The organism is Azospirillum baldaniorum, from assembly GCF_003119195.2.
GTDB classification, from domain to species: Bacteria; Pseudomonadota; Alphaproteobacteria; order Azospirillales; family Azospirillaceae; genus Azospirillum; species Azospirillum baldaniorum.
The window spans coordinates 1,868,379-1,893,957 of record NZ_CP022253.1 but is presented as its reverse complement, the minus strand read 5'-3'; the positions used below and the strand labels follow the sequence as shown (position 1 = coordinate 1,893,957).

General features: G+C 67.2%; 28 protein-coding genes. 15 read left to right on the top strand and 13 right to left on the bottom strand.

Going from position 1 to position 25,579, the window contains the following annotated elements:
• The first annotated feature begins 140 nt into the window (after positions 1-140).
• Positions 141-524 (top strand): hypothetical protein, encoded by a 384-nt coding sequence (locus tag Sp245p_RS08960; protein ID WP_144019107.1) that lies wholly within the window; start codon positions 141-143, stop codon positions 522-524.
• Here the strand turns inward: Sp245p_RS08960 and Sp245p_RS08955 are convergent.
• Positions 496-1,464: an ROK family protein gene (locus tag Sp245p_RS08955; RefSeq protein WP_109138463.1), complete on the bottom strand. Its 969-nt coding sequence runs from the start codon at positions 1,462-1,464 to the stop codon at positions 496-498. The two genes, Sp245p_RS08960 and Sp245p_RS08955, sit on opposite strands and share 29 nt — an antisense overlap.
• Positions 1,465-1,721: 257 nt before the next feature.
• Here Sp245p_RS08955 and Sp245p_RS08950 point away from each other — a divergent pair, with 257 nt between their 5' ends.
• The 7 genes from Sp245p_RS08950 to Sp245p_RS08920 all read left to right on the top strand — a co-directional run bounded on the left by Sp245p_RS08950 (position 1,722) and on the right by Sp245p_RS08920 (position 8,576).
• Positions 1,722-2,516: a hypothetical protein gene (locus Sp245p_RS08950; RefSeq protein WP_014240348.1), complete on the top strand. Its 795-nt coding sequence runs from the start codon at positions 1,722-1,724 to the stop codon at positions 2,514-2,516.
• A 401-nt stretch (positions 2,517-2,917) separates the two neighbouring features.
• The gene (locus Sp245p_RS08945; protein WP_014240349.1) at positions 2,918-3,823 is read left to right on the top strand and encodes a branched-chain amino acid ABC transporter permease; all 906 of its coding nucleotides are present in this window, start codon (positions 2,918-2,920) and stop codon (positions 3,821-3,823) included.
• Positions 3,824-3,827: 4 nt separating this feature from the next.
• A complete protein-coding gene (livM, locus tag Sp245p_RS08940) occupies positions 3,828-5,345 on the top strand; it encodes a high-affinity branched-chain amino acid ABC transporter permease LivM (protein ID WP_014240350.1) in 1,518 nt (505 codons plus the stop codon).
• Positions 5,345-6,229 carry an ABC transporter ATP-binding protein gene (locus Sp245p_RS08935; protein ID WP_014240351.1) on the top strand — a complete coding sequence of 295 codons (885 nt, stop codon included), beginning with the start codon at positions 5,345-5,347 and terminating at the stop codon, positions 6,227-6,229. Before livM ends, Sp245p_RS08935 begins: the two co-directional genes overlap by 1 nt.
• 3 nt (positions 6,230-6,232) lie before the next feature.
• Complete coding sequence (locus tag Sp245p_RS08930; protein ID WP_014240352.1) at positions 6,233-6,943, top strand: ABC transporter ATP-binding protein; 711 nt, start codon at positions 6,233-6,235, stop codon at positions 6,941-6,943.
• Positions 6,943-7,302, top strand: a complete 360-nt coding sequence (locus Sp245p_RS08925; protein ID WP_014240353.1) for a DUF6867 family protein — start codon at positions 6,943-6,945, stop codon at positions 7,300-7,302. The genes Sp245p_RS08930 and Sp245p_RS08925 overlap by 1 nt, the downstream gene beginning before the upstream one ends.
• A 173-nt stretch (positions 7,303-7,475) precedes the next feature.
• Positions 7,476-8,576 (top strand): branched-chain amino acid ABC transporter substrate-binding protein, encoded by a 1,101-nt coding sequence (locus Sp245p_RS08920; protein WP_014240354.1) that lies wholly within the window; start codon positions 7,476-7,478, stop codon positions 8,574-8,576.
• A gap of 115 nt (positions 8,577-8,691) precedes the next feature.
• Here the strand turns inward: Sp245p_RS08920 and Sp245p_RS08915 are convergent, their stop codons facing one another.
• Complete coding sequence (locus Sp245p_RS08915; protein ID WP_014240355.1) at positions 8,692-8,943, bottom strand: hypothetical protein; 252 nt, start codon at positions 8,941-8,943, stop codon at positions 8,692-8,694.
• 196 nt (positions 8,944-9,139) lie between these two features.
• Here Sp245p_RS08915 and Sp245p_RS08910 point away from each other — a divergent pair, with 196 nt between their 5' ends.
• From Sp245p_RS08910 to Sp245p_RS08900, 3 genes are all read left to right on the top strand, one after another.
• Positions 9,140-9,355, top strand: a complete 216-nt coding sequence (locus tag Sp245p_RS08910) for a hypothetical protein (protein WP_041811040.1) — start codon at positions 9,140-9,142, stop codon at positions 9,353-9,355.
• Between the two features lie 422 nt (positions 9,356-9,777).
• Positions 9,778-10,818, top strand: a complete 1,041-nt coding sequence (locus Sp245p_RS08905) for an OmpA family protein (protein WP_014240358.1) — start codon at positions 9,778-9,780, stop codon at positions 10,816-10,818.
• 274 nt (positions 10,819-11,092) lie between these two features.
• Positions 11,093-11,737 (top strand): response regulator transcription factor, encoded by a 645-nt coding sequence (locus tag Sp245p_RS08900; RefSeq protein WP_014240359.1) that lies wholly within the window; start codon positions 11,093-11,095, stop codon positions 11,735-11,737.
• On the opposite strand, the gene Sp245p_RS08895 is transcribed toward Sp245p_RS08900, so the two are convergent.
• The gene (locus Sp245p_RS08895) at positions 11,714-13,177 is read right to left on the bottom strand and encodes an ATP-binding protein (RefSeq protein WP_014240360.1); all 1,464 of its coding nucleotides are present in this window, start codon (positions 13,175-13,177) and stop codon (positions 11,714-11,716) included. The two genes, Sp245p_RS08900 and Sp245p_RS08895, sit on opposite strands and share 24 nt — an antisense overlap.
• 151 nt (positions 13,178-13,328) lie before the next feature.
• On the opposite strand from Sp245p_RS08895, the gene Sp245p_RS08890 reads away from it, so the two are divergent.
• Positions 13,329-13,628: a 4Fe-4S dicluster domain-containing protein gene (locus Sp245p_RS08890; protein ID WP_014240361.1), complete on the top strand. Its 300-nt coding sequence runs from the start codon at positions 13,329-13,331 to the stop codon at positions 13,626-13,628.
• 85 nt (positions 13,629-13,713) lie between these two features.
• Positions 13,714-14,154 carry a DUF4383 domain-containing protein gene (locus Sp245p_RS08885; RefSeq protein ID WP_014240362.1) on the top strand — a complete coding sequence of 147 codons (441 nt, stop codon included), beginning with the start codon at positions 13,714-13,716 and terminating at the stop codon, positions 14,152-14,154.
• Between the two features lie 19 nt (positions 14,155-14,173).
• Here the strand turns inward: Sp245p_RS08885 and Sp245p_RS08880 are convergent, their stop codons facing one another.
• From Sp245p_RS08880 to radA, 5 genes are all read right to left on the bottom strand, one after another.
• Entirely contained in the window at positions 14,174-14,863 is a 690-nt protein-coding gene (locus Sp245p_RS08880) for an RluA family pseudouridine synthase (protein ID WP_014240363.1), read from the bottom strand.
• A gap of 42 nt (positions 14,864-14,905) precedes the next feature.
• Positions 14,906-15,616, bottom strand: coding sequence for an SDR family NAD(P)-dependent oxidoreductase (locus tag Sp245p_RS08875; protein ID WP_014240364.1), 711 nt, complete (start codon positions 15,614-15,616; stop codon positions 14,906-14,908).
• Between the two features lie 90 nt (positions 15,617-15,706).
• Positions 15,707-17,155: an amidophosphoribosyltransferase gene (gene purF / locus Sp245p_RS08870; protein ID WP_014240365.1), complete on the bottom strand. Its 1,449-nt coding sequence runs from the start codon at positions 17,153-17,155 to the stop codon at positions 15,707-15,709.
• Between the two features lie 100 nt (positions 17,156-17,255).
• Positions 17,256-17,942 carry a CvpA family protein gene (locus Sp245p_RS08865; RefSeq protein WP_014240366.1) on the bottom strand — a complete coding sequence of 229 codons (687 nt, stop codon included), beginning with the start codon at positions 17,940-17,942 and terminating at the stop codon, positions 17,256-17,258.
• A gap of 56 nt (positions 17,943-17,998) precedes the next feature.
• Positions 17,999-19,399 (bottom strand): DNA repair protein RadA, encoded by a 1,401-nt coding sequence (gene radA, locus Sp245p_RS08860; RefSeq protein WP_041811042.1) that lies wholly within the window; start codon positions 19,397-19,399, stop codon positions 17,999-18,001.
• Positions 19,400-19,558: 159 nt separating this feature from the next.
• Here radA and map point away from each other — a divergent pair, with 159 nt between their 5' ends.
• Both map and Sp245p_RS08850 read left to right on the top strand, forming a co-directional pair.
• Complete coding sequence (gene map / locus Sp245p_RS08855; protein WP_014240368.1) at positions 19,559-20,386, top strand: type I methionyl aminopeptidase; 828 nt, start codon at positions 19,559-19,561, stop codon at positions 20,384-20,386.
• On the top strand, positions 20,383-20,973 hold the full coding sequence (locus Sp245p_RS08850) for an NUDIX hydrolase (protein ID WP_014240369.1): 591 nt from the start codon (positions 20,383-20,385) through the stop codon (positions 20,971-20,973). The genes map and Sp245p_RS08850 overlap by 4 nt, the downstream gene beginning before the upstream one ends.
• 3 nt (positions 20,974-20,976) lie before the next feature.
• On the opposite strand, the gene Sp245p_RS08845 is transcribed toward Sp245p_RS08850, so the two are convergent.
• The 5 genes from Sp245p_RS08845 to Sp245p_RS08825 all read right to left on the bottom strand — a co-directional run bounded on the left by Sp245p_RS08845 (position 20,977) and on the right by Sp245p_RS08825 (position 25,535).
• Positions 20,977-21,195 carry a hypothetical protein gene (locus tag Sp245p_RS08845; RefSeq protein ID WP_014240370.1) on the bottom strand — a complete coding sequence of 73 codons (219 nt, stop codon included), beginning with the start codon at positions 21,193-21,195 and terminating at the stop codon, positions 20,977-20,979.
• A 103-nt stretch (positions 21,196-21,298) separates the two neighbouring features.
• Positions 21,299-22,090: an ABC transporter ATP-binding protein gene (locus tag Sp245p_RS08840; RefSeq protein ID WP_035673597.1), complete on the bottom strand. Its 792-nt coding sequence runs from the start codon at positions 22,088-22,090 to the stop codon at positions 21,299-21,301.
• Positions 22,091-22,112: 22 nt separating this feature from the next.
• Positions 22,113-22,889, bottom strand: coding sequence for an MlaE family ABC transporter permease (locus tag Sp245p_RS08835; protein ID WP_014240372.1), 777 nt, complete (start codon positions 22,887-22,889; stop codon positions 22,113-22,115).
• Entirely contained in the window at positions 22,889-24,025 is a 1,137-nt protein-coding gene (alr, locus tag Sp245p_RS08830; RefSeq protein WP_014240373.1) for an alanine racemase, read from the bottom strand. Before alr ends, Sp245p_RS08835 begins: the two co-directional genes overlap by 1 nt.
• Positions 24,003-25,535 (bottom strand): replicative DNA helicase, encoded by a 1,533-nt coding sequence (locus tag Sp245p_RS08825; protein ID WP_014240374.1) that lies wholly within the window; start codon positions 25,533-25,535, stop codon positions 24,003-24,005. The genes alr and Sp245p_RS08825 overlap by 23 nt, the downstream gene beginning before the upstream one ends.
• Positions 25,536-25,579 lie beyond the last annotated feature (44 nt).

The window sequence follows — 25,579 nt, the reverse complement described above, 5'->3', positions numbered from 1 at the left end:
CGAACCGGAATGGGGTGTTCACCGGATGGGGGTTGCGGGCTGAGTAACCCGCCTCCCCCCTGGACATGAGCGGCCGCGTCCGGCGGAATCGGTCTTCCACACGCAAAAGGATGGAAGGCCGCCGTGTCATGCTTCGAACGATGACTGTAGCGACCCTCGCGGTGCTGGCCTTTGCCGCACCCGCCGAAGCGCAGAGGCAGGAATACCCCTCCTGGGTGTATGAGGAGATGGTCCCGACCGGCCCTCATATGCGCCGCATGGAGGAGGCCCAACCGATTCCCGGAGCGCGGCCGTCCCATTGGGGCGCCATGGGCAACGGCGAGCAGTTCCGCGCCGGCTCGCGCGGCTACGGCACAGATCCGGCCCGCGCCACCCCCTCCTACTCGCGGACCAATTCGCTGACTCCGCCGGTCCGCGACGGGCGCGGCGCGGCAACGGCGGCTCGTCGTGGCGGTGGCGGCGACAACGTGCCGGGCACTCCGCGCGAGGTGATGCTCAATCCGGAGTATAACTTCGAGCGTTGACCGCGGCCTCCTCGGGCCGCCACAGCCAGGCGGCCCCGCGGACCCCGCTCGAATCGCCATGGACGGCGCGGCGGATCGGCGTGTCCAGGCTGTCCGTGAAGGCCCAGCGGGCGATCGCCGGGGGTAAGGCGTCGTAAAGGAACTCCAGGTTCGACAGGCCGCCGCCCAGCACGATCACGTCCGGGTCCAGGACATTGACGATCCCCGCCAGCCCGCGCGCGAGCCGGTCCACCAGCCGGCCGAGCGTGTCGCCGGCCGCGGCGTCGCCGCGCTCCGCCAGCGCCGCGATGGCCTCCGCGGTCAGGTGCGCCCCGGTGATCCGTCGGTGGTCGGCGGCGACCGCGGGGCCGGACACGAAGGTTTCCAGGCAGCCGGATTTGCCGCAATAGCAGGCCGCTCCCGGCCGCTCCTCGTCGGTGGGCCAGGGCAGGGGATTGTGCCCCCACTCGCCGCCGATGGCGTTGCGGCCGCGCAGCGGACGGCCGTCCACGACGATTCCCGCCCCGCAGCCGGTGCCGAGGATCGCCGCGAAGACCACGCCGCAGCCGGCGCCCGCCCCATCCGCCGCCTCCGACACGGCCAGACAGTTGGCGTCGTTTTCGATCCGCACCGGCCGCTTGAGCGCTTCGGCCATATCCTGGTCGAACGGCTTGCCGATCAGCCAGGTCGAGTTGGCGTTCTTCACCAGCCCGGTCGCCGGGGAGACGGCGCCGGGAATGCCGATCCCGACGGTGGCTCCCGCCGACCCCGTCGCGCTTTCCAGCCGCGCCACCAGATCGGCGATGGTCCGCACCGTCGCGCCGTAGTCGCCACGGGGGGTGGGGACGCGGACGCGGGCGCGCTCCTCGCCGGCCGCGCCGAGTGCGATCCCCTCCGTCTTCGTGCCGCCGAGGTCGATGCCGACGCGGATGAGCGAAGAGGGAGAGGCGGTGCGCTTCATGAGCAAATTGTCCCGATGTGTGGCCCGCGTCACAGACGGGCGTGGAGGCTGTTGAAATACTGGGAAAGACCGGCAACCCGCAAGCCAAGCAACCACCCGACCTCTCCGGCGACTCCCGCGCCACAGGCTGGGACAAATGGTCTTTGCTCGGGCGATATGGGTTGACCGTCTGTCGGGATCTTGTAGAACCAGCGAAGGAGAGGGCGTGATCCGTCGGATTCCGCCCGTCAATCAGGGCCACCGGAGCCGGACCAACGATGAATCGCCAGCGCGCCGCCCATCGCATTCCTTCCTTCACCTTGCGCAGCGCCGCCGCCATCGGCCTTGCCGTGCTGTTCGCCGGCACCGCGCTGCCGGCCGTCGCCAAGGAGGCGGCGAAGCCGGCGGCTGAAAAAACGGCTGCGAAGGCCACCGCGAAACCGGCCGCCGCCAAAAGCACTGCCGCCAAGGGCACCGCGACCAAGCCCGGCGCCTGCTACAGCCGTGCGGAGCACGCCGCGGAGCAGACCATTCGCATGCACACCGAGATGATGGTGGTCGGGCTGACCTGCCAGCAGGTGAATCCGGACAAGAAGCCGTTCAACCTGTATCAGGACTTCACGGTCAAGAACCGCTCGCTGATCTCCAACTCGGAAGCGTCGATGATCGACCACTTCCGCAAGAAGGGCGGCGGCAACGCGACGCGGCAGTTCGACATGTTCCGCACCGAGCTGGCGAACGAGGTCAGCCGCCGCGCCGCGGTGATCGGCACCGGCCTCTATTGCGCCAACTTCGTGGATCGCTCCAAGGCGGCGATGGACCTGACGGCGGACGACCTCCGTGTCCTGACCGGCGATGAAAAAAGCGCCGGCCTGATGCATTTGTCGTCAAAGCCGCTGTGCGATGTCCAGGTCGTCAGCAACCCCGACGTGAACTACGATGTGGCCCAGGCCCCGGCCTCGCGCAGCGGCAGCGCGGCCGCCGCCTCAAAGTCGACCGGCAAGGCGACGGCCAAGGCCCCTGGAAAACCCAAGGACCCCGCAAAGGCGCAGGTGGTCTCCGCCAAGCGCTGACCGGCCAGTATCGATGGTGATGCCGGAGGTCATAGGCGGACCGGCATCATGCATCGCAGCAGTGGCACAGTTGTTGCGAAGCCCTCTTCACCACAGTGAAGAGGGCTTTTTTCATGCGGTGCATTCGCTATGGTAGAAGGCAAGCGCAAAGTTCACGGAACTGACATGAATCGATATTGCAAATTCTCGGAAAATTGGTATTACCGCAGATAGAGTGCGGGTTTGCCCTCTTGCTCTGTTGAGAGCCGCTGGGCTAACGTTCCGCTCACACAACAATCTTGGCCCCGCGCTCAAGAGCATGGGTAAGCCAATTCGGGGAGTGGCACTTCACGTGACTGGTGTACGAGCGCGCTTGTCTCGCTCGCCGAAGCCTGCGCATCGCGCCGAGGCGAGGTAAGACAATGGAATATTTTCTTCAGCAGTTGATCAACGGTCTGTCGCTGGGTGCCATCTATGGCCTCATCGCGATCGGATACACGATGGTGTACGGCATCATCGGCATGATCAATTTCGCCCACGGCGAGATCTACATGATCGGCGCCTTCGTGGCCCTCATCACCTTTCTGGCCATTGGGAGCCTGGGGATCACCTGGGTTCCGCTGGCCCTTCTCGTCATGCTGGTCGCATCGATGCTGTTCACAGCCGTCTACGGATGGACAGTGGAGCGCATCGCCTATCGCCCGCTGCGCAGCTCGCCGCGTCTGGCGCCGCTGATCTCGGCGATCGGCATGTCGATCTTCCTGCAGAACTACGTCCAGATCCTGCAGGGCGCCCGCAGCAAGCCGCTGCAGCCGATCCTGCCGGGCAACCTGACTCTGATGGACGGGGCGGTGTCGGTCAGCTACGTGCGTCTGGCGACGATCGTCATCACGATCGCGCTGATGTACGGCTTCACCCAGCTCATCACCCGCACCTCGCTCGGCCGCGCCCAGCGCGCGTGCGAGCAGGACAAGAAGATGGCCGGCCTGCTGGGCGTCAACGTCGACCGCGTCATCTCGCTGACCTTCGTCATGGGCGCCGCCCTGGCCGCCGTGGCGGGCATGATGGTCCTGCTGATCTACGGCGTGATCGACTTCTACATCGGCTTCCTGGCCGGCGTTAAGGCCTTCACCGCCGCGGTCCTCGGCGGCATCGGCTCGCTGCCGGGTGCGATGCTGGGCGGCGTGGTCATCGGCCTGATCGAAGCCTTCTGGTCGGGCTATATGGGCAGCGAATGGAAAGACGTGGCGACCTTCACGATTCTCGTGCTCGTCCTGATCTTCCGTCCGACCGGCCTGCTGGGCCGTCCGGAAATCGAGAAGGTGTGAGGCCATGACCGCGATTTCCATGTCTTCGCCGCGGGCCATCGCCTGGCCCTCGATCCTGAAGGAGGCGGCGATGACCGCCTTCGTCGCCCTTCTCCTGACGATCCCGCTGGTCGGCCTGCGCACGGTGGACCGTCCCACCGGCCTCGGGCTGGAGACCCGCTGGAACGAGGTGGCCGCCGCCGTCGGTCTGGTCTTCCTCGGCCGTCTCGGCCTCTGCCTGATCCGCGAGGGCCACGCCGTCACCGTGCTGGTCCTGGCGGCCGCCGCCACCGCCGCCGGCTTCTTCATCGCCATGCCGACGGAGGCGCTGCGGGTCATCCTGATCGCCGGTGGCGCGGTCATCGCGATCCGTGCCGTCCTGGCGATCCGCACCGGCCGCTCCAAGCTGTCGCAGGCGGAGCGCGACAAGCGGATGGACCACATCGCGGCGCAGGTGCAGCACGCCTCGCGCTGGCTCGGTCCGATCGCCGTCGTCGTCGCGCTGGCCTTTCCGTTCACGCCGCTGGCCGACCGCCAGCTGCTGGACATCGGCATCCTGCTGCTGACCTACATCATGCTGGGCTGGGGTCTGAACATCGTGGTCGGCCTCGCCGGCCTGCTCGACCTCGGCTATGTGGCCTTCTACGCGGTGGGCGCCTACTCCTACGCGCTGCTGGCTCATTACTTCGGCTTCAGCTTCTGGGTCTGCCTGCCGCTGGCCGGCTTCCTGGCGGCGATGTCGGGCGTTCTGCTGGGCTTCCCGGTCCTGCGGCTGCGCGGCGACTACTTCGCCATCGTGACGCTGGGCTTCGGCGAGATCATCCGCATCATCCTGATCAACTGGTACCAGTTCACCGGCGGCCCCAACGGCATCTCCGGCATTCCGCGCCCGAGCTTCTTCGGCATCGCCGACTTCACGCGGACCCCGGCGGAGGGCACGGCGGCCTTCCACGAGATGTTCGGCCTGGAGTTCAGCCCGCTGCACCGGATCATCTTCCTCTATTACCTGATCCTGGTGCTTGCCCTGGTGGTGAACCTGTTCACCATGCGCGTCCGCAAGCTGCCGCTGGGCCGCGCCTGGGAAGCGCTGCGCGAGGACGACATCGCCTGCGCCTCGCTGGGCATCAACCGCACGAACATGAAGCTGGCGGCCTTCGCCATCGCGGCGATGTTCGGCGGCTTCGCCGGGTCCTTCTTCGCCACCCGCCAGGGCTTCATCAGCCCGGAGAGCTTCACCTTCATCGAATCGGCGATCATCCTCGCCATCGTGGTGCTGGGCGGCATGGGCAGCCAGATCGGCGTCGTCGTGGCCGCCTTCCTGGTCATCGGCCTGCCGGAAGCCTTCCGTGAGCTGGCCGACTACCGCATGCTGGCGTTCGGCATGGGCATGGTGCTGATCATGCTGTGGCGTCCGCGCGGCCTGCTGGCCCACCGCGACCCGACCATCCTCCTGCACGGCCGCCCCAAGGGTGGAGCCGGCGGCCCCGCCGCGGGCTCCGCCGCCGCCGGCGGCCAGGGCATCGCCGGGGGGAGCGCGAAGTGATGACGACCCAATCCATGACCACCACGCCCCTGCTGACGGTCGAACACCTCACCATGCGCTTCGGCGGGCTGGTGGCGGTCAACGACGTCTCCTTCTCGGCCAACAACGGCGAGATCACCGCGATCATCGGCCCGAACGGCGCCGGCAAGACCACGCTGTTCAACTGCATCACCGGCTTCTACACCCCCACGGTGGGCCGGCTGACTCTGCGCCACGCCGACGGGAAGGAGTTCCTGCTGGAGCGGATGCCGGGCTACCGCATCTCGCAGAAGGCCAGCGTCGCCCGCACCTTCCAGAACATCCGCCTGTTCGGCGGCATGAGCGTTCTGGAGAACCTGATCGTCGCCCAGCACAACAAGCTGATCCGCGCCTCGGGCTTCTCCATCGCCGGCCTGCTCGGCCTGCCGTCCTACACCAGGACGGAGCGGGAGGCGGTCGATCTGGCCAAATACTGGCTGGACCGCGTCCGCCTTCTGGAGTTCGCGGACTGGGAAGCGGGCAATCTCCCCTACGGCGCCCAGCGCCGGCTGGAGATCGCCCGGGCCATGTGCACGGAGCCGGTGATGCTCTGCCTGGACGAGCCGGCGGCGGGCCTCAACCCGCGCGAGTCGGGCGAACTGGCCGATCTGCTCACCTACATCCGCGACGAGCACAAGATCGGCGTCCTGCTGATCGAGCATGACATGAGCGTGGTGATGACCATTTCCGACCATGTCGTGGTGCTGGATTACGGGCGGAAGATTTCCGACGGCGATCCGGCCTTCGTGAAGAACGACCCGGCGGTGATCCGCGCCTATCTGGGCGAGGAAGAGGACGAGGAACTGCCGCCGGAGATCAAGGCCGACCTGCCGGAGGTCGCCAAGCGAGCCGAGGAGGGGGCCTGAGCCATGCTGAAGGTATCGGGCGTCCACACCTTCTACGGCGCCATCGAGGCGCTGAAGGGGGTCGATATCGAGATCGGGGCCGGCGAGATCGTCTCGCTGATCGGCGCCAACGGCGCCGGAAAGTCCACGCTTCTCATGACCATCTGCGGCAGTCCGCGGGCCCGCATGGGCCGGATCACCTTCGAGGGGCAGGACATCACGCAGATGCCCACCTACGAGCTGGTCCGCCTGGGCATCGCCCAGTCGCCGGAGGGCCGCCGGATCTTCCCGCGCATGAGCGTGCTGGAGAACCTGCAGATGGGCTCCATCACTGCCAAGCCGGGCAGCTTCGCCAACGAGCTGGAGCGGGTCCTGACCCTGTTCCCGCGCCTGAAGGAACGCATCAGCCAGCGCGCCGGCACCATGTCGGGCGGCGAGCAGCAGATGCTGGCCATCGGCCGCGCGCTGATGAGCCAGCCGCGGCTGCTGCTCCTCGACGAGCCGTCGCTGGGCCTTGCTCCGCTGGTGGTGAAGCAGATCTTCCAGGCGGTGAAGGACATCAACCGCGAACAGAAGATGACGGTGTTCATGGTCGAGCAGAACGCCTTCCACGCGCTGAAGCTCGCCCACCGTGGCTATGTGATGGTCAACGGCAAGGTCACCATGTCAGGGACCGGTGCGGAACTGCTGGCGAACGAGGAAGTTCGCTCGGCCTATCTGGAGGGAGGTCACTGATGGACGGCGTTCTCGGGTCCTCTCTGCCGGTCTTCCTGGGCCTGACGGTCCTGGTGTTCGGCGGCTGCGGCGTTTTGACCGGCCAGACCCTGGCCGAAGGCTGGAAGCCGCTGTCGAGCGCCATCGCCTACTCCATCCTGCTCGGCTTGGGCGACCGGTTCCTGGTCTGGGGCCTGTTCGGCGGCCAGCTCTTGTCGGTGTATGGATTCGTGGTGCACACCCTGGTGATCGGCGCGATCACCCTGACCACGTACCGCATTTCGATAGCGCGCCGGATGGTGTCCCAGTATCCTTGGCTGTACGAGCGTTCGGGGCCCTTCGGCTGGCGCGAGCGCGTCGGTGGAACGCTCGCCCAGTGATTGCGAAATCCATGGCTCCGATCGCGACAAGGACGCGGGTGAAACTGTCGCACTTGGCGATGATCGGACTATAGTGGAACCTTGTCGGCACCGGCGCCCCCAGCCCTTGGGGGACCGGTGAAAAGGCCCCGGCGGGGCCGGCGTACGACTCATAACAGGGAGCCAACGAAACTATGAACTACAAGCTTTCCCTCCTCGTTGCGGTTGCGGCGACCGCTATGACCGCCTCGGTGGCGAAGGCCGACATCGCGGTGGCGACCGCCGGCCCGATCACCGGCCAGTACGCCACCTTCGGCGAGCAGATGAAGAAGGGCATCGAGCAGGCGGTCGCCGACATCAACGCCGCCGGTGGTGTCCTGGGCCAGAAGCTGAAGCTGGAAGTGGGCGACGACGCCTGCGACCCGAAGCAGGCCGTCGCCGTGGCGAACCAGCTCGCCAAGGCGGGCGTCAAGTTCGTCGCCGGCCACTTCTGCTCGGGCTCCTCGATCCCGGCCTCGCAGGTCTATGCCGAGGAAGGCGTCCTGCAGATCTCTCCGGCCTCGACCAACCCGAAGCTGACCGAACAGAACCTGAAGAACGTCTTCCGCGTTTGCGGCCGCGACGACCAGCAGGGCCAGATCGCCGGCAAGTATCTGCTGGAGAATTACAAGGGCAAGAACGTCGCCATCCTGCACGACAAGTCGGCCTACGGTAAGGGTCTGGCCGACGAGACGCAGAAGGCGCTGAACGCCGGCGGCCAGAAGGAGAAGATCTACGAAGCCTATACGGCGGGTGAGAAGGACTACTCGGCTCTGGTGTCCAAGCTGAAGCAGGAAGCGGTCGACGTCGTCTATGTCGGCGGCTACCACACCGAGGCCGGCCTGCTGGCCCGCCAGATGAAGGATCAGGGCCTGAACGCCCCGATCGTGTCGGGCGACGCGCTGGTGACCAACGAGTACTGGGCGATCACCGGTCCGGCCGGCGAGAACACCATGATGACCTTCGGTCCTGACCCGCGCGAGATGCCGGAAGCCAAGGAAGCCGTGGAGAAGTTCCGCAAGGCCGGCTATGAGCCGGAGGGCTACACCCTCTACACCTACGCCGCCCTGCAGATATGGGCGGAGGCGGCCAAGCAGGCCAACTCGACCGACTCGGCCAAGATCGCCGACGTGCTGCGCAAGAACAGCTACAACACGGTGATCGGCAAGATCGGCTTCGACGCCAAGGGCGACGTGACCTCGCCGGCCTACGTCTGGTACCGCTGGAACAACGGCCAGTACGCCCAGGTCAAGTAAACCGGGGTCGATGTTCAGGACGTACGATCTTGTTTCCGGAAAGGAAATGAAGTCGCGCAAAGGCCCGGCGGGAAACCGCCGGGCCTTTTGCTTGGTGTGGTGACTGCGGTGTGGTTCAGAGGGTGGCCGGCTGAGCCGACATGGCGGGGGCCAGCGGGGGCGATGTGGGCGGCGGCGCCAGGGCGGGGGAGCGCTCCGCCAGAAGCCTCTCCGAGGTGTGCATCACGTCCCGCCAGAAGGCGGCGGCGCGCAGGTTGTTCGCAGCCGTGAGTTCGACGAGGCGGACGCGGCTGATGCGGATGGCGGACTCGCCCAGTTCTTCCACGAGGCGGGTCGCGAACAGGAGCACGTCGTGATCGATTTTCATGACGGCATCAACACGCCGGATCGGCGGTTTGTTCCGCAGGTGCGAAGACGGTTGTTGCAGCACCGCTACATCACGGCTTCGGTATGCGTGGCGCGCACAACGGACACTCGCCAACCGGGGGCGGTTTGGTGTTTGAATGGTCCGCCGTGTCCGCAAGGTTGGCGGGTTTGACGTTTTTGGGTTTTGGAGATTGGATATGCGCAGAAAGCGCGAAGTCGTTGAAGGCCAGATGTTCCGCAAACTGGGTCCCGGCGGTGGCATCTGGCAGGTGATCGCCATCCGCAAGGATGGGTTGGGCACACAGCACGCCCAACTTCAACGGTCCGACGACCACAAGACCCTGAAAACCCTGGCGGTTTCCACCCTTCTCGACCCCACCCAGTTCGAAACGGTCGCCGAACCGCAGGACTGAACCGGACGCCGGCGCCGGTTCCGCCGGCCTCTTACCGGTGACTCCATGGATGTGTTGCCCCTGCCGAAGGCGGGGTGCTTTTGTGTGTCTGGTTTGTTTGTGCTAACCGCAAACATACCCCGAAGGTCATGCGCCCCATCCAATGGGATTAGGAAGAATTCGGCGCGCGATTGCTTCGTTCTCGAAGGAATATGAAGAACGCGACGAACGTTCGGGTAATGCAGAAATGCAACATCTCTGTGCATCTTGTCGCAGAGGACTTGTGACGGTGGGTGGTAGCTGATATCTCGAAGTCATGACGTTTCAACCGCCGACGGAATGCGGCGGGCTCGCCCGATGAAGGCGGGAGTCACCAGACACCCGCCCTTCGAACGGTTCGCTTCGACAGCCCCGGCAACGCCGTGCACAAAGGAAAGAAGAAAATGACTCTGCGTGGGATTCTGCTCGGAACGGCGCTCGCGGCGATGCTGCCGACCGCCGCCATGGCCGCGACCGAGGGCTTCTACGTCGGCGCCGGCGCCGGCGTGAACTGGACTCGCGACGCCGATCTGCGCTTCGAGAACACCCCGACGGACGCCAGCACCAGCTTCAAGCTGGGCGGCATCGGCGACATCTCCGCCGGCTACGCGACCGCCGCCGGCCCGCGCGCCGAGCTGGAGTTCGCCTGGCGCTGGCGCAACGCGATCGACAGCACCGACAGCTCCAACGCGGCGGTGAACGGTCTGGGTGGCAAGGCCAGCTCGCTCGCCTTCATGGGCAACGTCCTGTACGACATCAACACCGGCACCGCCTTCACGCCCTACATCGGCGTCGGCGCCGGTATCGCCCAGGTCCGTCTGGATCTCGGCGGTTTCGATGACCGCGACTGGGTGTTCGCCTACCAGGGCATCGCCGGCGTGTCCTACGCCCTGAGCCACAACCTGGCCCTGACGCTGGATTACCGCTACTTCGCGACGCTCGATCCGAAGTTCGATCTGGGCGGCCCGGCCGGCCTCGCCAGCTCCACCGTGAAGGGCGAGTACCAGAATCACACCATCATGGCCGGCCTGCGCTACACCTTCGGCGCTCCGGCGGCCGCCCCCGCGGCGGCCCCCATCGCTCCGGCGGCTCCGGTGCAGGCGCAGCCGCAGTCGGAGTATCTGGTGTTCTTCGACTGGGACAAGGCCAACATCACCGCGGCGTCCGACAAGATCATCGGCGATGCCGCCGCCTCCGCCGGTCAGGTGCGGGCGGTCAGCATCCATGTGGTCGGCCACACCGACACCTCGGGCTCGCCGGCCTACAACCAGCGGCTCTCGCTGCGCCGCGCCGATGCGGTCAAGAACGCGCTGGTCGGCAAGGGCGTCGCCGCCAACCAGATCACCGTCGAGGGCAAGGGCGAAACCCAGCTCCTGGTGAACACCGGTGCGAACGTCCGCGAACCGTCGAACCGCCGCGCGCAGATCCTCATCCGCGTGCAGTGATCCGGCGCGCCGCCGGTCCCGTTCGGGACCGGTCGGCACGGTCAGGACCAGGAGAAGGGCGCCGCCTCCGCGGCGCCTTTTTCGCATCTGCGGCAGAAGCACGCGCGGCATTGCGGAATCATGCATCAATTGTGGCATGAAACCTCCTGTCGGCGTATGAGGTTCATACCGGAAGCCGCACTTTGGTTTGAGACGACCGAGTCCGGTCCGGTCCCAGCGGACCCTGTCCCATTGGGTCGTCCCCACCAGCCGCCTTCGCCGAAGCAGGGTTGTCATGCAGGTATTGATCGCCGACGATCACTCCATCGTTCGCAGTGGCCTGACCCATCTGGTCGGTGAGCTGGATGAACAGGCCAACGTGGCGGCGGCGACCAGCTTCGGCCAGCTGACGCAGCTGCTGGACCAGGGGCCCTACGACCTCGTCATCATGGACCTGCGCATGCCGGGCCTCGGTGGGCTGGACGATGTGGAGGCGGTGGTGAAGCGCGTGGCGCCGGTGCCGGTCGTCGTCTTCTCGATGATCGACTCGCCGGACGAGATGCGCGCCGTGCTGTCGCGCGGGGTGCGGGCCTTCATCCCGAAGTCCACCGACGACGTTCTGGTCGTGAACATCCTGCGTCTGGTCATGGCCGGCGGGTCCTATGTGCCGCCGGTGCTCGGTATGCCGGGGATCGCCCAGACGCCGGCCGCCGCCAAGCCGCATGAGCCGAGCGTCTTCGACGGCATGACCCGCCGCCAGCTGGAGGTTCTCGACCTGCTGGCCCAGGGCCTGTCGAACCAGGAGATCGGGGAGCGGTTGGGCCTGAACCTGTCCACCGTCAAGACCCATGTCACCGGCGTGCTGAAGGCGCTCGGTGTGGGCAGCCGGACCCAGGCGGTGCTGCTGGTCAAGGAATCAGGCCGCGACCGTCTCCTGTAGGCTGCTGACCAGGGGCACCCCCACGGCGAACACCGTTCCGCGCCCTTCGACGGAGCGAAGCTCCAGCGGGTGGCCGAGCAGCCGGGCCAGCCGGTCGACGATGGCCAAACCGAGCCCGATTCCCTCGCTGCGGTCGCGGTCTGGCCGGTCGAGCTGGACGAACTCCTCGAAAATGCGGCGTCGGTCGGCCTCGGCGATGCCCCGGCCCGTGTCGTAGACCTCGATCCACACGCTGTCGCCGCGGCGTCGGCAGCCCATCAGAACGCCGCCTTGTTCGGTGTAGCGCACCGCGTTGGTCAGCAGGTTGCGCAGAATGCGCTCAAGGAGAAAGGGATCCGTCCGCACGGACAGATCCGTCGGCACGACGCGCAACCGCAGCCCTTTGTTCTCGGCGATCCCGGTGAATTCCGCCTCGAGCTGATCGAACAGAGCGAACAAAGCGACATTGGCGGTTTTCGGCTCGACCACGCCGGATTCCAGCTTCGAGATGTCCAGGATGGCGTTCAGCAAATCGTGCATCGACCTCTGGGCGAGCCGCAGATCCTTCACCAACGCCAGGGAGCGGGGCTTGTCGAGCTGCCGTTCCAGCATGCCGGTGAACATGTTGATGGCCTGAAGCGGCTGCTTCAGATCGTGTCCGGCGTGGGCCAGGAAGCGCGACTTCGCCAGATGGGCCTGTTCCGCTGCCACTTTGGCGGTGTGCAACTCGGCGGTGCGGGCGCGCACCTGGGCTTCCAGCGTGACGTTCGTCTGCTCCAGCGCCTGGGTCATGCGGGTGATGTCCGCGAACTGGTGCTGCACCTGCCGGACCATCGGGCGGAAGATCACCAGAACCTCGGCGCACAGGGTGAGCAGCGTCAGGATCAGGGCGGCGAAGCCGAGATTGTGCAGGGTAGCGAAGCCGCGCTCGCCCGCTTCCTGGTAGCGCGCCACCATGTCCTCCAGCCCCGCCAGAAGCGGGCCGAGCGCCTGGTGGGTGACGAGGTCGGCCTCAGGCATGTCGGGTGGCAGGCCGGCGGGGCCAGCGGCGATCACCGCGCGGAGCGCGGCGATGTGGCGGAGCACAAGATCGTTCAGCGGCTCCGGCCCGTCGAAATAGAGGCGTCGCACGTCCTTGCCCATGGCCGGCCCCTCATCGGCGCCGGTCAGGCGACGGTGGGCGCGCTCGAACATGTCGGTCGCCTCGGCCAAGCGGGCGGTCAGGGCGCTCCGCTCGGCATCGGTCGGGGCGTTGCGGAGCTGCTCCACCAGAAGGGCGGTGCGCTGGGACAGCATGCGCTGGCGTCCTGAGATGTTCACAACCTCCAGCATGTCGGCGTGCTGATCGATGACGCGCTCGGTCATGACGAAACCGGCCAGCGTGCACAGCGCGATCACCCCGAGCGCCAGCCCGTAGCGAAGGGTCATCCAGCGCGCCGTGGTGTTGCCGATGGGGACCATGCCGTCCGTCCTTCCGGTGCGGTGCGGACCTTGACGACGGTCAAGGTCGGGTGGTGAACGAAAGGTCAGTGTACCGCCATCACCGATGCCCGGCATTCGCGAATGCGGCAATGACGTTGCGATGGAATAGGATTGGGGGAGGGCGACCGTCATGGCGATCAGTCGCGCGGATCTGTTCCGGGGGCGCTTCCGCTCCGAAGCGAGGCCGTCCCAGCCGCCGGCAGCGCCTTCCCAGGCGCTGGAAGCGCGCATTGGCGCGGGCTGCCTGTCCTACACCGGAATCGACTGCCGCATGTGCGGCGACCATTGCGACCACGGTGCGATCCGCTTCCGGCCGCTGGGCCGTGGACGCTGGTTGCCGATCATCGAGGAGGGGGGCTGCACCGGCTGCGGCGACTGCGCGGGCGTTTGCCCGGTCAAGGCCGTGACCATGGAGGCGGTGGCCGCCTGAGTTTGCGGCCTGATCAAGGGAACGCTGCTTCTAAACCCTCTGTTGGTAAGGCGGTTTCATCCCCTGTCTGCCAACGGAGAGACACATGTGGTGGCGCAACGTAACGCTGGTCTACGCCGCGGCCTTTACGGCCATCGGCATACTGGGCTTCATTCCGACCTTCCTGTCTCCGCCCCCGGAAGGCATGACCCTCGCCGTCGAATCCTTCCACGGCTATCTGCTCGGGCTGTTCCCGGTGAACCTGCTGCACAACGTCGTGCATCTCCTGTTCGGCCTGTGGGGCTTCTTCGCCTACTTCTCCAGCCGTCTGGCCTCGCGCAGCTATCTGCGCAGCGTGGCCGTGGCCTACGCCGTCCTGACCGTGCTCGGCTTCATTCCGGGCCTGAACACGCTGTTCGGGCTGGTGCCGCTGCACGGCAACGACATCTGGCTGCACGCCGTCCTCGCCATCGTTGCCGGTTATGTCGGCTTCATGGTGCATGAGACGGAGGCCGGCACGGAGAAGCGCGCCGAGTGGCGGGCGTAACAGCCCGGCGGCCCGGCCGTCAGGCCGGGTCGTCTCCTTGAAAGCCGCAGGCGGCGAGCGCCGCGCGCATATGAAGCGGAACCGGCGCCACCGCGCCGACCGCTTCGCGGGAGGGGTACAGGGGAAGCGAAATGGCCCGCGATTGCAGATGCAGCGGATGCCCCTCCGGACCGCCATATTGCGGATCGCCCAGCAGCGGGCAGCCCAGCGCCGTGGCGCAATGCACGCGAATCTGGTGCGTGCGCCCGGTGTGCGGCTTCAACTCCAGCCATGTTGTGCCGTTGCCGCGACCGAGGACCCGGTAATCGGTAATGGCGCTCTGCCCGTCATCGGCCACGACGATGCGCCAGCCGCCGCTCTTGTTGGTCACCTTCTTCAACGGCAGTTCGATCCGCCCCTGCTCCTCCGGCGGGGTGCCGGCAACGACCGCCCAATAGGTCTTGTCGACCTTGCCGTCCTGAAACAACTTGCCCAGCTTGCGCAGGGCCTTCGGGTGCCGCCCCAGGATCAGGCAACCGGAGGTGTCGCGGTCCAGCCGGTGGGCGAGGCCCGGCGGCTTTGGAAATCCGAAGCGCAGGGCGTCGAAGTGGCGTTCCAGGTTCGGACCGCCGCCCGGCCCGGCGTGGACGGGCAGGCCGGCGGGCTTGTCGATGATGAGCATGAGCCCATCGCGGTAGAGCACGCGGGCCTGGATTTGTTCGGGTGTCATGCCGGGGGCAGCCTCGGGCGCGTGAAAGGAGAGAACCGCAAGTCACCCCTGCGCCGACACCACCTCGCCGTGGCGGGTGCAGGACGCCTCCGCCAGGGCCACGAAGGCCTCGGCCACGTCGTCCGGCTGGGCCAGCTTGGTCTGGTCCTCGCCGGGGAAGGCCTGCATGCGCAGCTTGGTCGCCACGATGCCGGGATCGACCAGATTGACGCGCAGGTTCGACGAGGCGATTTCCATCGCGTAGGTCTTCACCATCATCTCCAGCGCCGCCTTGCTGGCCCCGTACGGGCTCCAGTAGGGGTAGGGCGCGTTCGCGGCACCTGACGTCACGAAGATGGCGCGCCCCGCGTCGGACGCGCGCAGCAGGCGGTCGAAGGAGCGGATCAGGCGGAAGTTGGCCGTGACGTTCACGTCCATCACGCGCTGCCACAGTTTCGGATCGTAATGGGCGACTGGCCCTAGGGCTTCCAGGACGCCGGCGTTGCTGACGAGGATATCGAGCTTCCCGAACCGCTCGAAGATCGAATAGCCGAGCTGGTCGATCTTGTCGAACTGCCGCAGGTCCAGCGGGACCAGCGTGGCGTTCCGGCCGGTGGCCTGGAAGATCGCGTCGTCGGTTTCCTCCAGGCCGCCGACGGTGCGGGCGGCGAGGATGACGTGGGCGCCTTCGGCGGCGAAGCGCTTGGCGACGGCGGCGCCGATGCCGCGCGAGGCGCCGGTGATGAGGGCGGTGCGGCCGGAAAGACGGGACATGGCGGCGACTCGACGATGTTCGGTAGCGGGATTGGCAAACGGGCCGGTCCGCTGGGTTGCGGCCGGCCCGTCGCGGCGGCGGTCAGGCGGTCAGGCGCGGATGCGGACGTTCGCCTCGACCGGCGGGTGGTCCAGCGCGTCGGTCAGCGCGATGGGGTAGTCGCCGGTGAAACAGGCGTCGCAGAAGGTCAGCTTCTGCGGGTCGCGCCGCTCGGCGCCCATGGCGCGGTAGAGACCGTCCAGGGAGATGAAGGCGAGGCTGTCGGCCTGGATGAAGTCGCGCATCTCCTCCACCGACATGCGGTGGGCGAGCAGCTTGCTCTGCTCCGGCGTGTCGATGCCGTAGAAGCAGGGGTGCGAGGTCGGCGGGCTGGAGATGCGCATGTGCACCTCCTTCGCCCCGGCGGCGCGCACCATCTCGACGATCTTCTTTGAGGTCGTGCCGCGCACGATGCTGTCATCCACCAGCACCACCCGCTTGCCCTCGATCATGGCGCGGTTGGCGTTGTGCTTCAGCTTCACGCCCAGATGGCGGATCTGGTCGGTTGGCTCGATGAAGGTGCGGCCGACATAGTGGTTGCGGATGATGCCCAGCTCGAAGGGCACGCCGCTCTGCGTGGCGTAGCCGAGGGCCGCCGGAACGCCGCTGTCGGGCACCGGCACCACCACGTCGGCCTCGATTCCCGATTCGCGGGCCAGCTCGGCGCCGATCCGCTGGCGGGCGTTGTAGACGGAGGATCCCTCCATCACGCTGTCGGGCCGCGCGAAGTAGATGTATTCGAAGATGCAGAAGCGGCGGCCCTGCGGCTGGAAGGGGCGCAGGCTCTGCACGCCCTGCTCGTTCAGCACGACCATCTCGCCCGGCTCGACGTCGCGCACATAGTCGGCGCCGACGATGTCCAAGGCGCAGGTCTCGCTGGTCACGATGTAGGTGTCGCCCAGCTTGCCCAGGACCAGAGGGCGGACGCCCAGCGGGTCGCGCACGCCGATCACCTCGTTCGGAGTCAGCGCCACCAGGGAGAAGGCGCCCTCGACCTGCCGCACCGCCTCGATCAGCCGGTCGACCGGCGAACCGCCGCGGGCGATGGCCATCAGATGGACGATGGTCTCGGTGTCGGTGGTGGACTGGAACAGGCAGCCGCGGCGGACGAGCTGGCGGCGCAGCGTGTGCGCGTTGGTCAGGTTGCCGTTGTGGGCCAGCGCGAAGCCGCCGAACTCGAAGTCGGCGTAGAGCGGCTGGACGTTGCGGATCGTCGTGTCGCCCGTCGTGGCGTAGCGGACGTGGCCGATGGCCTGCGGGCCCTTCAACTTGCCGATGATGGCTTCCGACGAGAAATGATCGCCGACGAGGCCCAGCGTGTGCTCCAGATGGAAGCGGTCGCCGTCGTGGCTGACGATGCCGCAGGCTTCCTGGCCGCGATGCTGCAGCGCATGCAGGCCGAGCGCGGTGATGGCCCCCGCCTGCGGATGGCTGTGGATGCCGAACACGCCGCACTCCTCGCGCAGCTTGTCGTCGTCGAACGGATGCGTCGTCAGCATCGGAAGATCCTCGTCATACACAGCATCACCAAAGGGCATTGCCCCGGCGGCCTCTTTGCCAGCGGGGCGTTACTCACAGGCACTCTGCACCATGCGGCGTTCAGCGTGCGTTCTGGATCAGTCGCTCAAGGTCGCCGCGGTCCCGGTCCTTATAGCCGGTATCGGATTGCGACGCACCACCGGTCTTCGGCGCTCCGGGCACCGGCGTGGACAGGCGGTCCAGCGCTTCCTTGGCCTCCACCGCCTGCCGCGCGCGCTCCCGCGCCATGTCCATCTGGCCCAGCCCGTCCTTGCGCAGCGACTCCGGCATCACCTCGTAGATCATGGAGGCCCCGGAGACCAGCATCGGCCGGGTCTTGGCGCTTTGCAGCCACGCCGGATGTTCCGCCGGGTTCGGCACCAGCCAAGCGAAGAAGAGATAGGCGACGGAGGCGAGGATTGCACCCTTCAGCAGGCCGAAGACGAAACCCAGCGAGCGGTCGAGCGCCGAAAGGCCGGAATTCTGCACCCCGCGCGACACGACGCGGCCCAGGATTGTCAAAACCACAAGGCTGACGACGAACAGCGCCACCGCCGACGCGGCGTAGGCGGCCATCTCGACATGAATGTAGGTCTGCGCGATGGGCAGAACGTGGGGCAGGGCGTTCAGCGTGATCAGAGCCGCGCCGACCCAGGCGGCGACCGACAGCACCTCGGCCACCATGCCGCGGGTGAAGGCCAGCAGGGCCGACAGCAAAAGCACCACGATGACGGCCAGATCCGCCGGGTTGATCGGGAAGGTGTCCATAACGCCGCTACGCCTCGTGCGCTTTCGCTTCAGATGCTCGTGTCAAATCAGACGCTTCAATCCCGGCCGCGCGGCGGACGGGGTCCCGATCCGGCCTGGAACAGCGGCAGCAGTTCGCTGAGCTGCTGCAGCTCGACCGATTTCAGGCCGGTGTCGCCGCGCCCCGGCTTCTTGCCGTTCCGTCTAGCTGGAAAGATTGCCGTTGAAAACCCCAGCTTCGCGGCTTCCTTCAGCCGGGCGTCGCTCTGGCCCACGGCGCGCACCTCACCCGACAGGCCGATCTCGCCAAAGACCACGGCGTCGGCGGGCACCGGCTCCCCGGTCAGGGAGGAGACCAGCGCCGCGGCGACCGCGAGGTCCGCCGCCGGCTCGGTGATGCGCAGCCCGCCGGCCACGTTGAGATAGACGTCGTTGGCGCCGATCTGCACGCCGCAGCGCGCCTCCAGAACGGCCAGAACCATGGCGAGACGCGCCGAGTCCCAGCCAACCACCGCGCGCCGCGGCGTGCCGAGCGGGGAGGGGGCGACCAGCGCCTGGACCTCGACCAGCACGGGGCGGGTGCCTTCCATGCCGGCGAAGACCGCCGCGCCCGACACGTCACCGCGCCGTTCCGCGAGGAACAGGGCCGAGGGGTTGGCGACCTCGCCCAGCCCGCCGTCGGTCATCTCGAACACGCCGATCTCGTCCGTCGCGCCGAAGCGGTTCTTCACCGCGCGCAGGATGCGGAACTGGTGGCCGCGCTCGCCTTCGAAATAGAGCACCGTGTCCACCATGTGCTCCAGCACGCGGGGGCCGGCGATGGTGCCTTCCTTGGTGACGTGGCCGACCAGCAGCAGGACGCAGCCGCGCCGCTTGGCGACGCGGATCAGCTCCTGCGCGCTTGCCCGGACCTGGGCGACGGTGCCGGGGGCGCTGTCCAGATTGTCCACATACATGGTCTGGATCGAGTCGATCACCACGACCTCCGGCCCGTCCGTGCCGTCGAGCGAGGCGACGATGTCGCGCACGCTGGTCGCCGAGGCCAGTTGGACCGGTGCGGCGGCGCAGCCCAGCCGGACGGCGCGCAGCCGAACCTGATCCACCGCCTCTTCGCCGGAGACATAGGCGCAGCGGTGTTCCTGCGACAGCCGGGCCATGGCCTGGAGGAGAAGGGTCGACTTGCCGATGCCGGGGTCGCCGCCGATCAGGATCGCCGATCCGGGGACGAGGCCGCCGCCGCAGACGCGGTCGAATTCCTCGATGCGGGTCATGCGGCGCGGCGGCGCCTCGCTGGACCCGGCCAGTCCCACGAAGTCCAGCCGGCGCCCGCGCGCCACCCCCAATCCCTTGGGGGCGGCTTCCGGGGCGGCTTCCTCGACGAGGGTGTTCCATTCGCCGCAGGCATCGCAGCGACCCGCCCATTTCGGGAAGGACGCGCCGCAAGCCTGACAGACGTAGCGGGTGGTTGGCTTTGCCAAAGGTCTAGCGATTGGTTGGAGCGGCAGCGCCCCACATATAGCAAGCTGACGTTCTAAATCCTATGGCAGAGGTGATAAAAAGCTGGGGCTTTTCTCGGCTGTTCCGGTGGTAGGTTCTGTCCCGGAATTCACGATGAACAACGGATGTGAGGTGACACGGTGGCGGACAAGGACGCGCGGAAGATCCCGCTGCACGGCCCGGAGGAGTTCGAGGCGATTCGCAAGGCCGGGCGGCTGGCCGCGGCGACGCTCGACCACATCACGCCCCAGGTGGTGCCGGGGGTCAGCACGGGCCATCTGAACCGGCTGATCGAGACCTTCATGCGGGACAACGGCGCCATCCCCGCGACCCTCGGCTATCACGGCTATCCGGCGGCGAGCTGCATCTCGCCGAACCATGTGGTGAATCACGGCATTCCGTCCGACGACAAGACGCTGGTCGATGGCGACATCGTGAACGTCGACGTGACGGTGATCCTGGACGGCTGGTACGGCGACACCAGCCGCATGTTCTTCGTCGGCGACAAGATCGGGGTGAAGGCGCGCAAGCTGGTCGACATCACCTACAAGGCGATGATGGCCGGCATCGCGCAGGCCAAGCCGGGCAACCATCTGGGCGACATCGGCCACGCCATCCAGACTCTGGCCGAATCCCACCGCTACGGCGTGGTGCGCGACTTCGGCGGGCACGGCATCGGGCGGGTGTTCCACGACGCGCCCCACGTCGACCACTTCGGCAAGCGCGGCACCGGGGTTCTGCTGGTTCCGGGCATGGTCTTCACCATCGAGCCGATGCTCAACGCCGGCAAGCCGGACGTGAAGATCCTGTCGGACGGCTGGACCACCGTCACCCGCGACCGCTCCCTGTCCGCCCAGTTCGAGCATCAGGTCGGCATCACCGAGACGGGCTGCGAGATCTTCACGCTGTCGCCGGCGGGCTTCACCCAGCCGCCCTACAGGACCGTTGCCGGGGCCGTCGCGGCATGAGCGGGGACTTGAAGCCCTGGACGGTCCTGGAGCGCCGGACCCTGCTCGATGCCGGGCCTTTCCTGAAGGTGCACGCCGAGACCGTCGAGACGCCGGAAGGCCGGCGGGTGGAGAATTTCTATCAGGTCGAGCAGACGGACTTCGTCCAGATGTTCGTCGAGGACGCGGACGGGCGCGTCCTGATGCTGCGCACCTACAAGCATGGCCCGCGGCGCGTCAGCCAGACCTTTCCCGCCGGGGCCCTGAACCCCGGTGAGGAGCCGCTGGCTGCGGCGAAGCGGGAGCTGCTGGAGGAAACCGGCTACGCCGCGGAAGACTGGACCGCGCTCGGCTCCTACGTGGTGCAGGGCAACCAGCGCGGCTGCGTCTGCCACATGTTCCACGCCCGCAACGCCCGAAAGGTGGCCGAGGCGGACTCCGGGGACCTGGAGGAGATGCGGTTGGAGTTGCTGACCCGCGCGGAGTTGATCGCCGCGGCGGCAGAGGGCGATTACGCCCTGCTGCCGGTCATCGCCATGCTGGGCGCCGTCCTGCTGCCGGACCTGCGCGACAACCTCGCGCGGTCGGCGGCGCGTCCGGCGCCGTGACGGTCACTGTCCGTCGGTCGGGCCAGCGAAGAAATGGGCAAGCGCGTCGGCCGCTTCGAGCGACAGCTGGTTGTCGTTCTTGAGGAGTTGCTCGTGGGCGTTCTTGATGGTCTGCACCGTCTCTTCGTTGGTCAGCAGCCCCTTGGCCTGGAGCGTCTCCAGAATCTTGGCGCTCAGCATGAAGCTCGCGAAGGCCAGTCCGTTCGTGGTGATGTCCGCCATGCTCGTCTCTCCGATGGGACGCCGGCCTGTCGTGGCCGGCGTTCGTTCTGGCCGACCCTACCGGGCGGCAGGTTAATTTTGCACGAACCGGCGCTATGGCGCTTTACAGCGCCCGCACCTGCATCTTGATCGGCCCTTCGCCCCGGCCATGGACGAACTGGTCCACATAGGGGTTGCCGGAATGGTCGATGTCGTTGGCGTGACCGGTCCAGATGATCCGGCCCTGGTAGATCATCGCCACGCGGTCGGCGATCTTGCGAGCCGAGGCCATGTCGTGGGTGATGGTCACGGCGGTGGCGCCCAGATCCTTCACGCACTTCACGATCAGCTCGTTGATCACGTCGGCCATGATCGGGTCGAGGCCGGTTGTCGGCTCGTCGAAGAAGATGATCTCCGGCTCGTCGGCGATAGCGCGGGCGAGGCCGACGCGCTTCTGCATGCCGCCGGACAGCTCCGACGGGAACAGCTCGCCCACCTCCGGGCCGAGGCCGACCGCGCCCATCTTGGCGATGGCGATATCCTTGGCCTTGGCGCGCGGCATGTGCTCGCCCTGGATCAGGCCGAAGGCGACGTTTTCCCAAACCTTCAGACTGTCGAACAATGCGGCGCCCTGGAACAGCATGCCGAACTTGTGCAGCAGCTTCTCCCGCTCGCGCGGGCGCAGCTTCGTCGTCTCCTCGCCGTCGACGCGGATGGACCCGCTGTCCGGCGACAGCAGCCCGAGGATGCACTTCAGCATGACCGACTTGCCGGTGCCCGACCCGCCGATGACGACCAGCGATTCGCCGCGCCCGACCTCCAGATCGATGCCGTTGAGCACGACCTTCGGTCCGAACGCCTTGTGCACGTTCTTCAGCGAAATCTTCGGCGGATGAGCGGGGGGAACCTGCGACATGGACTCGCTCATTGGTCTGCGCTCACTTCGTCGAGAAGAAGATGCCGGTGATGAGGTAGTTCCACACCAGGATCAGGATGGAGGCCGAGACCACGGCGTTGGTCGTCGCCGCACCCACGCCCTGGGCACCGCCGCGCGAATGGTAGCCGTGGTAGCAGCCCATCAGCGACACCATGAAGCCGAACACCGCCGCCTTGACGAGGCCGGAGATCACGTCGACCGGCTCCAGGAACTCCCAGGTCCGGCCGATGTAGGAGGCCGGGTTGAAGTCCAGCCGGTAGACGCCGACCAGGAAGCCGCCGAACACGCCGATGATGTCCGCCACCAGCACCAGCAGCGGCAGCATGGCCAGCCCGGCGATCAGACGCGGCGCCACCAGATACTTGAAGGGGTTGGTCGACAGGGTCGACAGCGCGTCGATCTGCTCGGTCACGCGCATGGTGCCGATCTCGGCGGCCATGGCGGCGCCGATGCGCCCGGCGACCATCAGGCCGCCCAGCACCGGCCCCAGTTCGCGAGTCACCGACAGAGCGACCACCGTGGCAATGGCGCCCTCCGCCTGGAAGCGGGAGAAGCCGGAATAGCTCTGCAGCGCCAGCACCATGCCGGTGAACAGCGCGGTCAGCCCGACCACCGGCAGCGAGTAGTAGCCGATGTCGATCATCTGCCGCAGGATCTGCCGCGGGTAGAACGGCGGACGCACGCAGTGCGACAAGGCGGCGCCGGTGAACATGGCGAGCTTTCCGGTGGCTTCCAGAAAGATCAGGAAGGCCCGTCCGGTGGCGGCAAGGAAACCCATCAAGCGACCTCAGGCGGCGGCGGGTCGCGGTAGACCCTGTGGTAACGCGCGCCCAGCGAGGTCAGGATCTCGTAGCCGATGGTTCCGCCCTCGCTCGCCACGGTGTCCACCGGGCGGTTCGGGCCGATCAACTCCACCAGCCCGCCGGGCGTCACCGCCGCGTCGGGAAGGTGGCTGACATCCACCGTCACCAGATCCATCGAAACACGCCCAACCACCGGAGCGGCCACGCCATTGACGAAGACATGGCCGCGCCCGCTGAGCGAGCGCAGATATCCGTCGGCATAACCCACTGCGATGGTTGCGATTTTTCCTCTCGCCGCAACGCGGTGCGTGGCACCGTAGCCAACGGTCATAGGGCTGTCAACGTTGCGCACCTGAAGCAGCCGGGCGTCGAGCCGGATCGTGCCCCGCATCGGGTTCTCCGCGGCGGGCGTCGGATTGACGCCGTAGAGCGCGCAGCCGGGCCGCACGAGGTCGAAATGGAAGGCCGTTCCGTGAAAGATCCCGGAGGAATTGGCGAAACTCGCCTCGGCCGCCGGCAGCCGCCCGATCGCCGAACGGAAGCGCCCGAGCTGCTGGCTGTTCATCACCGAATCTTCGTCGGCGCAGGCGAGGTGGGTCATCCACACCCGGACATCCACCCCCTCCAGCCGGGAGAGGTCGCCGACCAGCGTGTCCAGCTCGTCCGGACCAAGCCCGAGTCGGTTCATGCCGGTGTCGATGTGAACGACGGCGGGCAGGGCCGTTCCCTGCGCCCTGGCGTGGGCCTGCCACGCCGCGATGTCGCCCAGATGGTTCAGCACCGGCAGGATGCGCTGGGCCGTGAAGTCGGGCGCAGTGCCGGCGGGCAGGCCGCCCAGCGACAGGACACGGGCGTTGGTCGGCGCCACGGCGCGCACGGCCAGCGCCTCCTCGAACTGGGCGACCACGAAGGTCCGGCAGCCGGCGGCGGCCAGCGCCGGAACGACGCGCCCCACCCCCAGGCCATAGGCGTTCGCCTTGACGACGGCGGCGCATTCCGCCGGGGCCACCCGGTCGCGGAGCTGCGTCCAGTTGGCGACCACGGCGCCGAGGTCGATGGTCAGGACGGCGCCGGCGCGGGCCAGCGGATCACTCAGTGGGGCCGAAGTCATGGGTCGTGTCGAGGTCGCCGAATTTCGTGAACTGTCCGTCGAAGAACATGCGGACGCTGCCGATCGGGCCGTGGCGCTGCTTGGCGATGATCGCCTCCGCGGTGTTGTGCACCTCGGCGTAGCGCCTCTGCCAGTTGGCGTAACGGTCGTTGTACTTGTCCTCCGACTCCTCGGGCCGGCGGGCCGGCTCGCCGCGCTCAAGATAGTACTGTTCGCGGTAAACGAACATCACCACGTCGGCATCCTGCTCGATGGAGCCCGATTCGCGCAGGTCGGCGAGCTGCGGTCGTTTGTCCTCGCGCATTTCCACCGCGCGGCTGAGCTGGGACAGCGCCAGCACCGGCACCTCCAGCTCCTTGGCGATGGCCTTCAGACCGCGGGTGATCTCCGAGATTTCCTGGACGCGGTTCTCGTTGCCCTTGGTCGAGCTGCCGCGCAGCAGCTGGAGATAGTCCACCACCACCATTCCCAGCCCGTGCGTGCGCTTCAGCCGGCGGCAGCGGGTGCGGACCGCGGCGATGGTCAGGGCCGGCGTGTCGTCCACGAAGAAGGGGACACGGCTGAGTTCCTGGCTGGCCGCCACGAATTTGGGAAAGTCGCTGTCCTTGATCTCGCCGCGGCGGATCTTGTCGCCCGACACCTCGGCCTCGCCGGCCAGGATACGGGTGGCGAGCTGCTCCGCCGACATTTCCAGAGAGAAGAAGCCGACCGGCGCGCCCTCGCCGCCGTTGGTGCGCATGTGCGCCTTGGCGGCGTTGAACGCGATGTTGGTGGCCAGCGCCGTCTTGCCCATGGAGGGGCGCCCGGCCAGGATGATGAGGTCCGACGGATGCAGGCCGCCCAGCTTGCGGTCCATGTCGCGCAGGCCGGTGGTCACGCCGGTGACGTGGCTGGAGCGGCGGAAGGCCGTCTCCGCCGTGGCGATGGCCGCCTTCAGCGACTCGGAGAAGGCGATGAAGCCGCCGCGGACGTCGCCGGTCGAGGCAAGGTCGAACAGCTGCTTTTCCGCCGTCTCGATCTGGTCCATGGCGTCGATGTCGAGGTCGTGCTGATACGCCTCGTTCACCATGTCCGTGCCGACCTCGATCAACTGCCGGCGCAGGAAGAGGTCGTGGATCGTCTTGCCGTAATCGCCCGCGTTGACCACCGTCACGACGTTGGCGGCGAGCTGCGCCAGATAGCCGGCGCCACCGTCCGGCGCCAGCTCGACGTCGTTGTCGAAATAGGCCTTCAGCGTCACCGGGTTGGCGATCTGGCCACGCTCCACCATCTTGGCGATGGCCGAGAAGATGCGCTGGTGCGCCGGGTCGTAGAAATGCTCGGCGCGCAGGAACTCGCCGACCTTCTCATACGCCTTGTTGTTCACCAGGATGGCGCCGAGCAGCGCCTGTTCGGCCTCCTCGTTGTGCGGCGGCGTGCGGTATTCCGCCGTCGGCTTCACGGCAGCGGCACGGGACAGCCCGCCGTCGAGGGGGCGCGGCTCGAAAAGCTGGGTGGTCTTGTCATCCATGGCGGCACTTTAGCAAAGGGCGGGACGCAAAGCTGTGCGATCGG

Bases quoted from the DNA above. Each gene is read 5' to 3' on its own strand.
- Sp245p_RS08890 (WP_014240361.1), top strand. From the start codon at position 13,329: ATGGCGATCAGTCGCGCGGATCTGTTCCGGGGGCGCTTCCGCTCCGAA.
- livM (WP_014240350.1), top strand. From the start codon at position 3,828: ATGACCGCGATTTCCATGTCTTCGCCGCGGGCCATCGCCTGGCCCTCG.
- purF (WP_014240365.1), bottom strand. From the start codon at position 17,155: ATGCTGACGACGCATCCGTTCGACGACGACAAGCTGCGCGAGGAGTGC.
- Sp245p_RS08840 (WP_035673597.1), bottom strand. From the start codon at position 22,090: ATGTCGCAGGTTCCCCCCGCTCATCCGCCGAAGATTTCGCTGAAGAAC.
- Sp245p_RS08825 (WP_014240374.1), bottom strand. From the start codon at position 25,535: ATGGATGACAAGACCACCCAGCTTTTCGAGCCGCGCCCCCTCGACGGC.
- alr (WP_014240373.1), bottom strand. From the start codon at position 24,025: ATGACTTCGGCCCCACTGAGTGATCCGCTGGCCCGCGCCGGCGCCGTC.
- Sp245p_RS08915 (WP_014240355.1), bottom strand. From the start codon at position 8,943: ATGAAAATCGATCACGACGTGCTCCTGTTCGCGACCCGCCTCGTGGAA.
- Sp245p_RS08920 (WP_014240354.1), top strand. From the start codon at position 7,476: ATGAACTACAAGCTTTCCCTCCTCGTTGCGGTTGCGGCGACCGCTATG.
- Sp245p_RS08875 (WP_014240364.1), bottom strand. From the start codon at position 15,616: ATGTCCCGTCTTTCCGGCCGCACCGCCCTCATCACCGGCGCCTCGCGC.
- Sp245p_RS08845 (WP_014240370.1), bottom strand. From the start codon at position 21,195: ATGGCGGACATCACCACGAACGGACTGGCCTTCGCGAGCTTCATGCTG.
- Sp245p_RS08930 (WP_014240352.1), top strand. From the start codon at position 6,233: ATGCTGAAGGTATCGGGCGTCCACACCTTCTACGGCGCCATCGAGGCG.
- Sp245p_RS08865 (WP_014240366.1), bottom strand. From the start codon at position 17,942: ATGGACACCTTCCCGATCAACCCGGCGGATCTGGCCGTCATCGTGGTG.
- Sp245p_RS08935 (WP_014240351.1), top strand. From the start codon at position 5,345: ATGACGACCCAATCCATGACCACCACGCCCCTGCTGACGGTCGAACAC.
- Sp245p_RS08910 (WP_041811040.1), top strand. From the start codon at position 9,140: ATGCGCAGAAAGCGCGAAGTCGTTGAAGGCCAGATGTTCCGCAAACTG.
- Sp245p_RS08880 (WP_014240363.1), bottom strand. From the start codon at position 14,863: ATGACACCCGAACAAATCCAGGCCCGCGTGCTCTACCGCGATGGGCTC.
- Sp245p_RS08955 (WP_109138463.1), bottom strand. From the start codon at position 1,464: ATGAAGCGCACCGCCTCTCCCTCTTCGCTCATCCGCGTCGGCATCGAC.
- Sp245p_RS08905 (WP_014240358.1), top strand. From the start codon at position 9,778: ATGACTCTGCGTGGGATTCTGCTCGGAACGGCGCTCGCGGCGATGCTG.
- Sp245p_RS08900 (WP_014240359.1), top strand. From the start codon at position 11,093: ATGCAGGTATTGATCGCCGACGATCACTCCATCGTTCGCAGTGGCCTG.
- Sp245p_RS08895 (WP_014240360.1), bottom strand. From the start codon at position 13,177: ATGGTCCCCATCGGCAACACCACGGCGCGCTGGATGACCCTTCGCTAC.
- Sp245p_RS08960 (WP_144019107.1), top strand. From the start codon at position 141: ATGACTGTAGCGACCCTCGCGGTGCTGGCCTTTGCCGCACCCGCCGAA.
- Sp245p_RS08850 (WP_014240369.1), top strand. From the start codon at position 20,383: ATGAGCGGGGACTTGAAGCCCTGGACGGTCCTGGAGCGCCGGACCCTG.
- Sp245p_RS08925 (WP_014240353.1), top strand. From the start codon at position 6,943: ATGGACGGCGTTCTCGGGTCCTCTCTGCCGGTCTTCCTGGGCCTGACG.
- Sp245p_RS08885 (WP_014240362.1), top strand. From the start codon at position 13,714: ATGTGGTGGCGCAACGTAACGCTGGTCTACGCCGCGGCCTTTACGGCC.
- Sp245p_RS08950 (WP_014240348.1), top strand. From the start codon at position 1,722: ATGAATCGCCAGCGCGCCGCCCATCGCATTCCTTCCTTCACCTTGCGC.
- Sp245p_RS08945 (WP_014240349.1), top strand. From the start codon at position 2,918: ATGGAATATTTTCTTCAGCAGTTGATCAACGGTCTGTCGCTGGGTGCC.
- Sp245p_RS08835 (WP_014240372.1), bottom strand. From the start codon at position 22,889: ATGGGTTTCCTTGCCGCCACCGGACGGGCCTTCCTGATCTTTCTGGAA.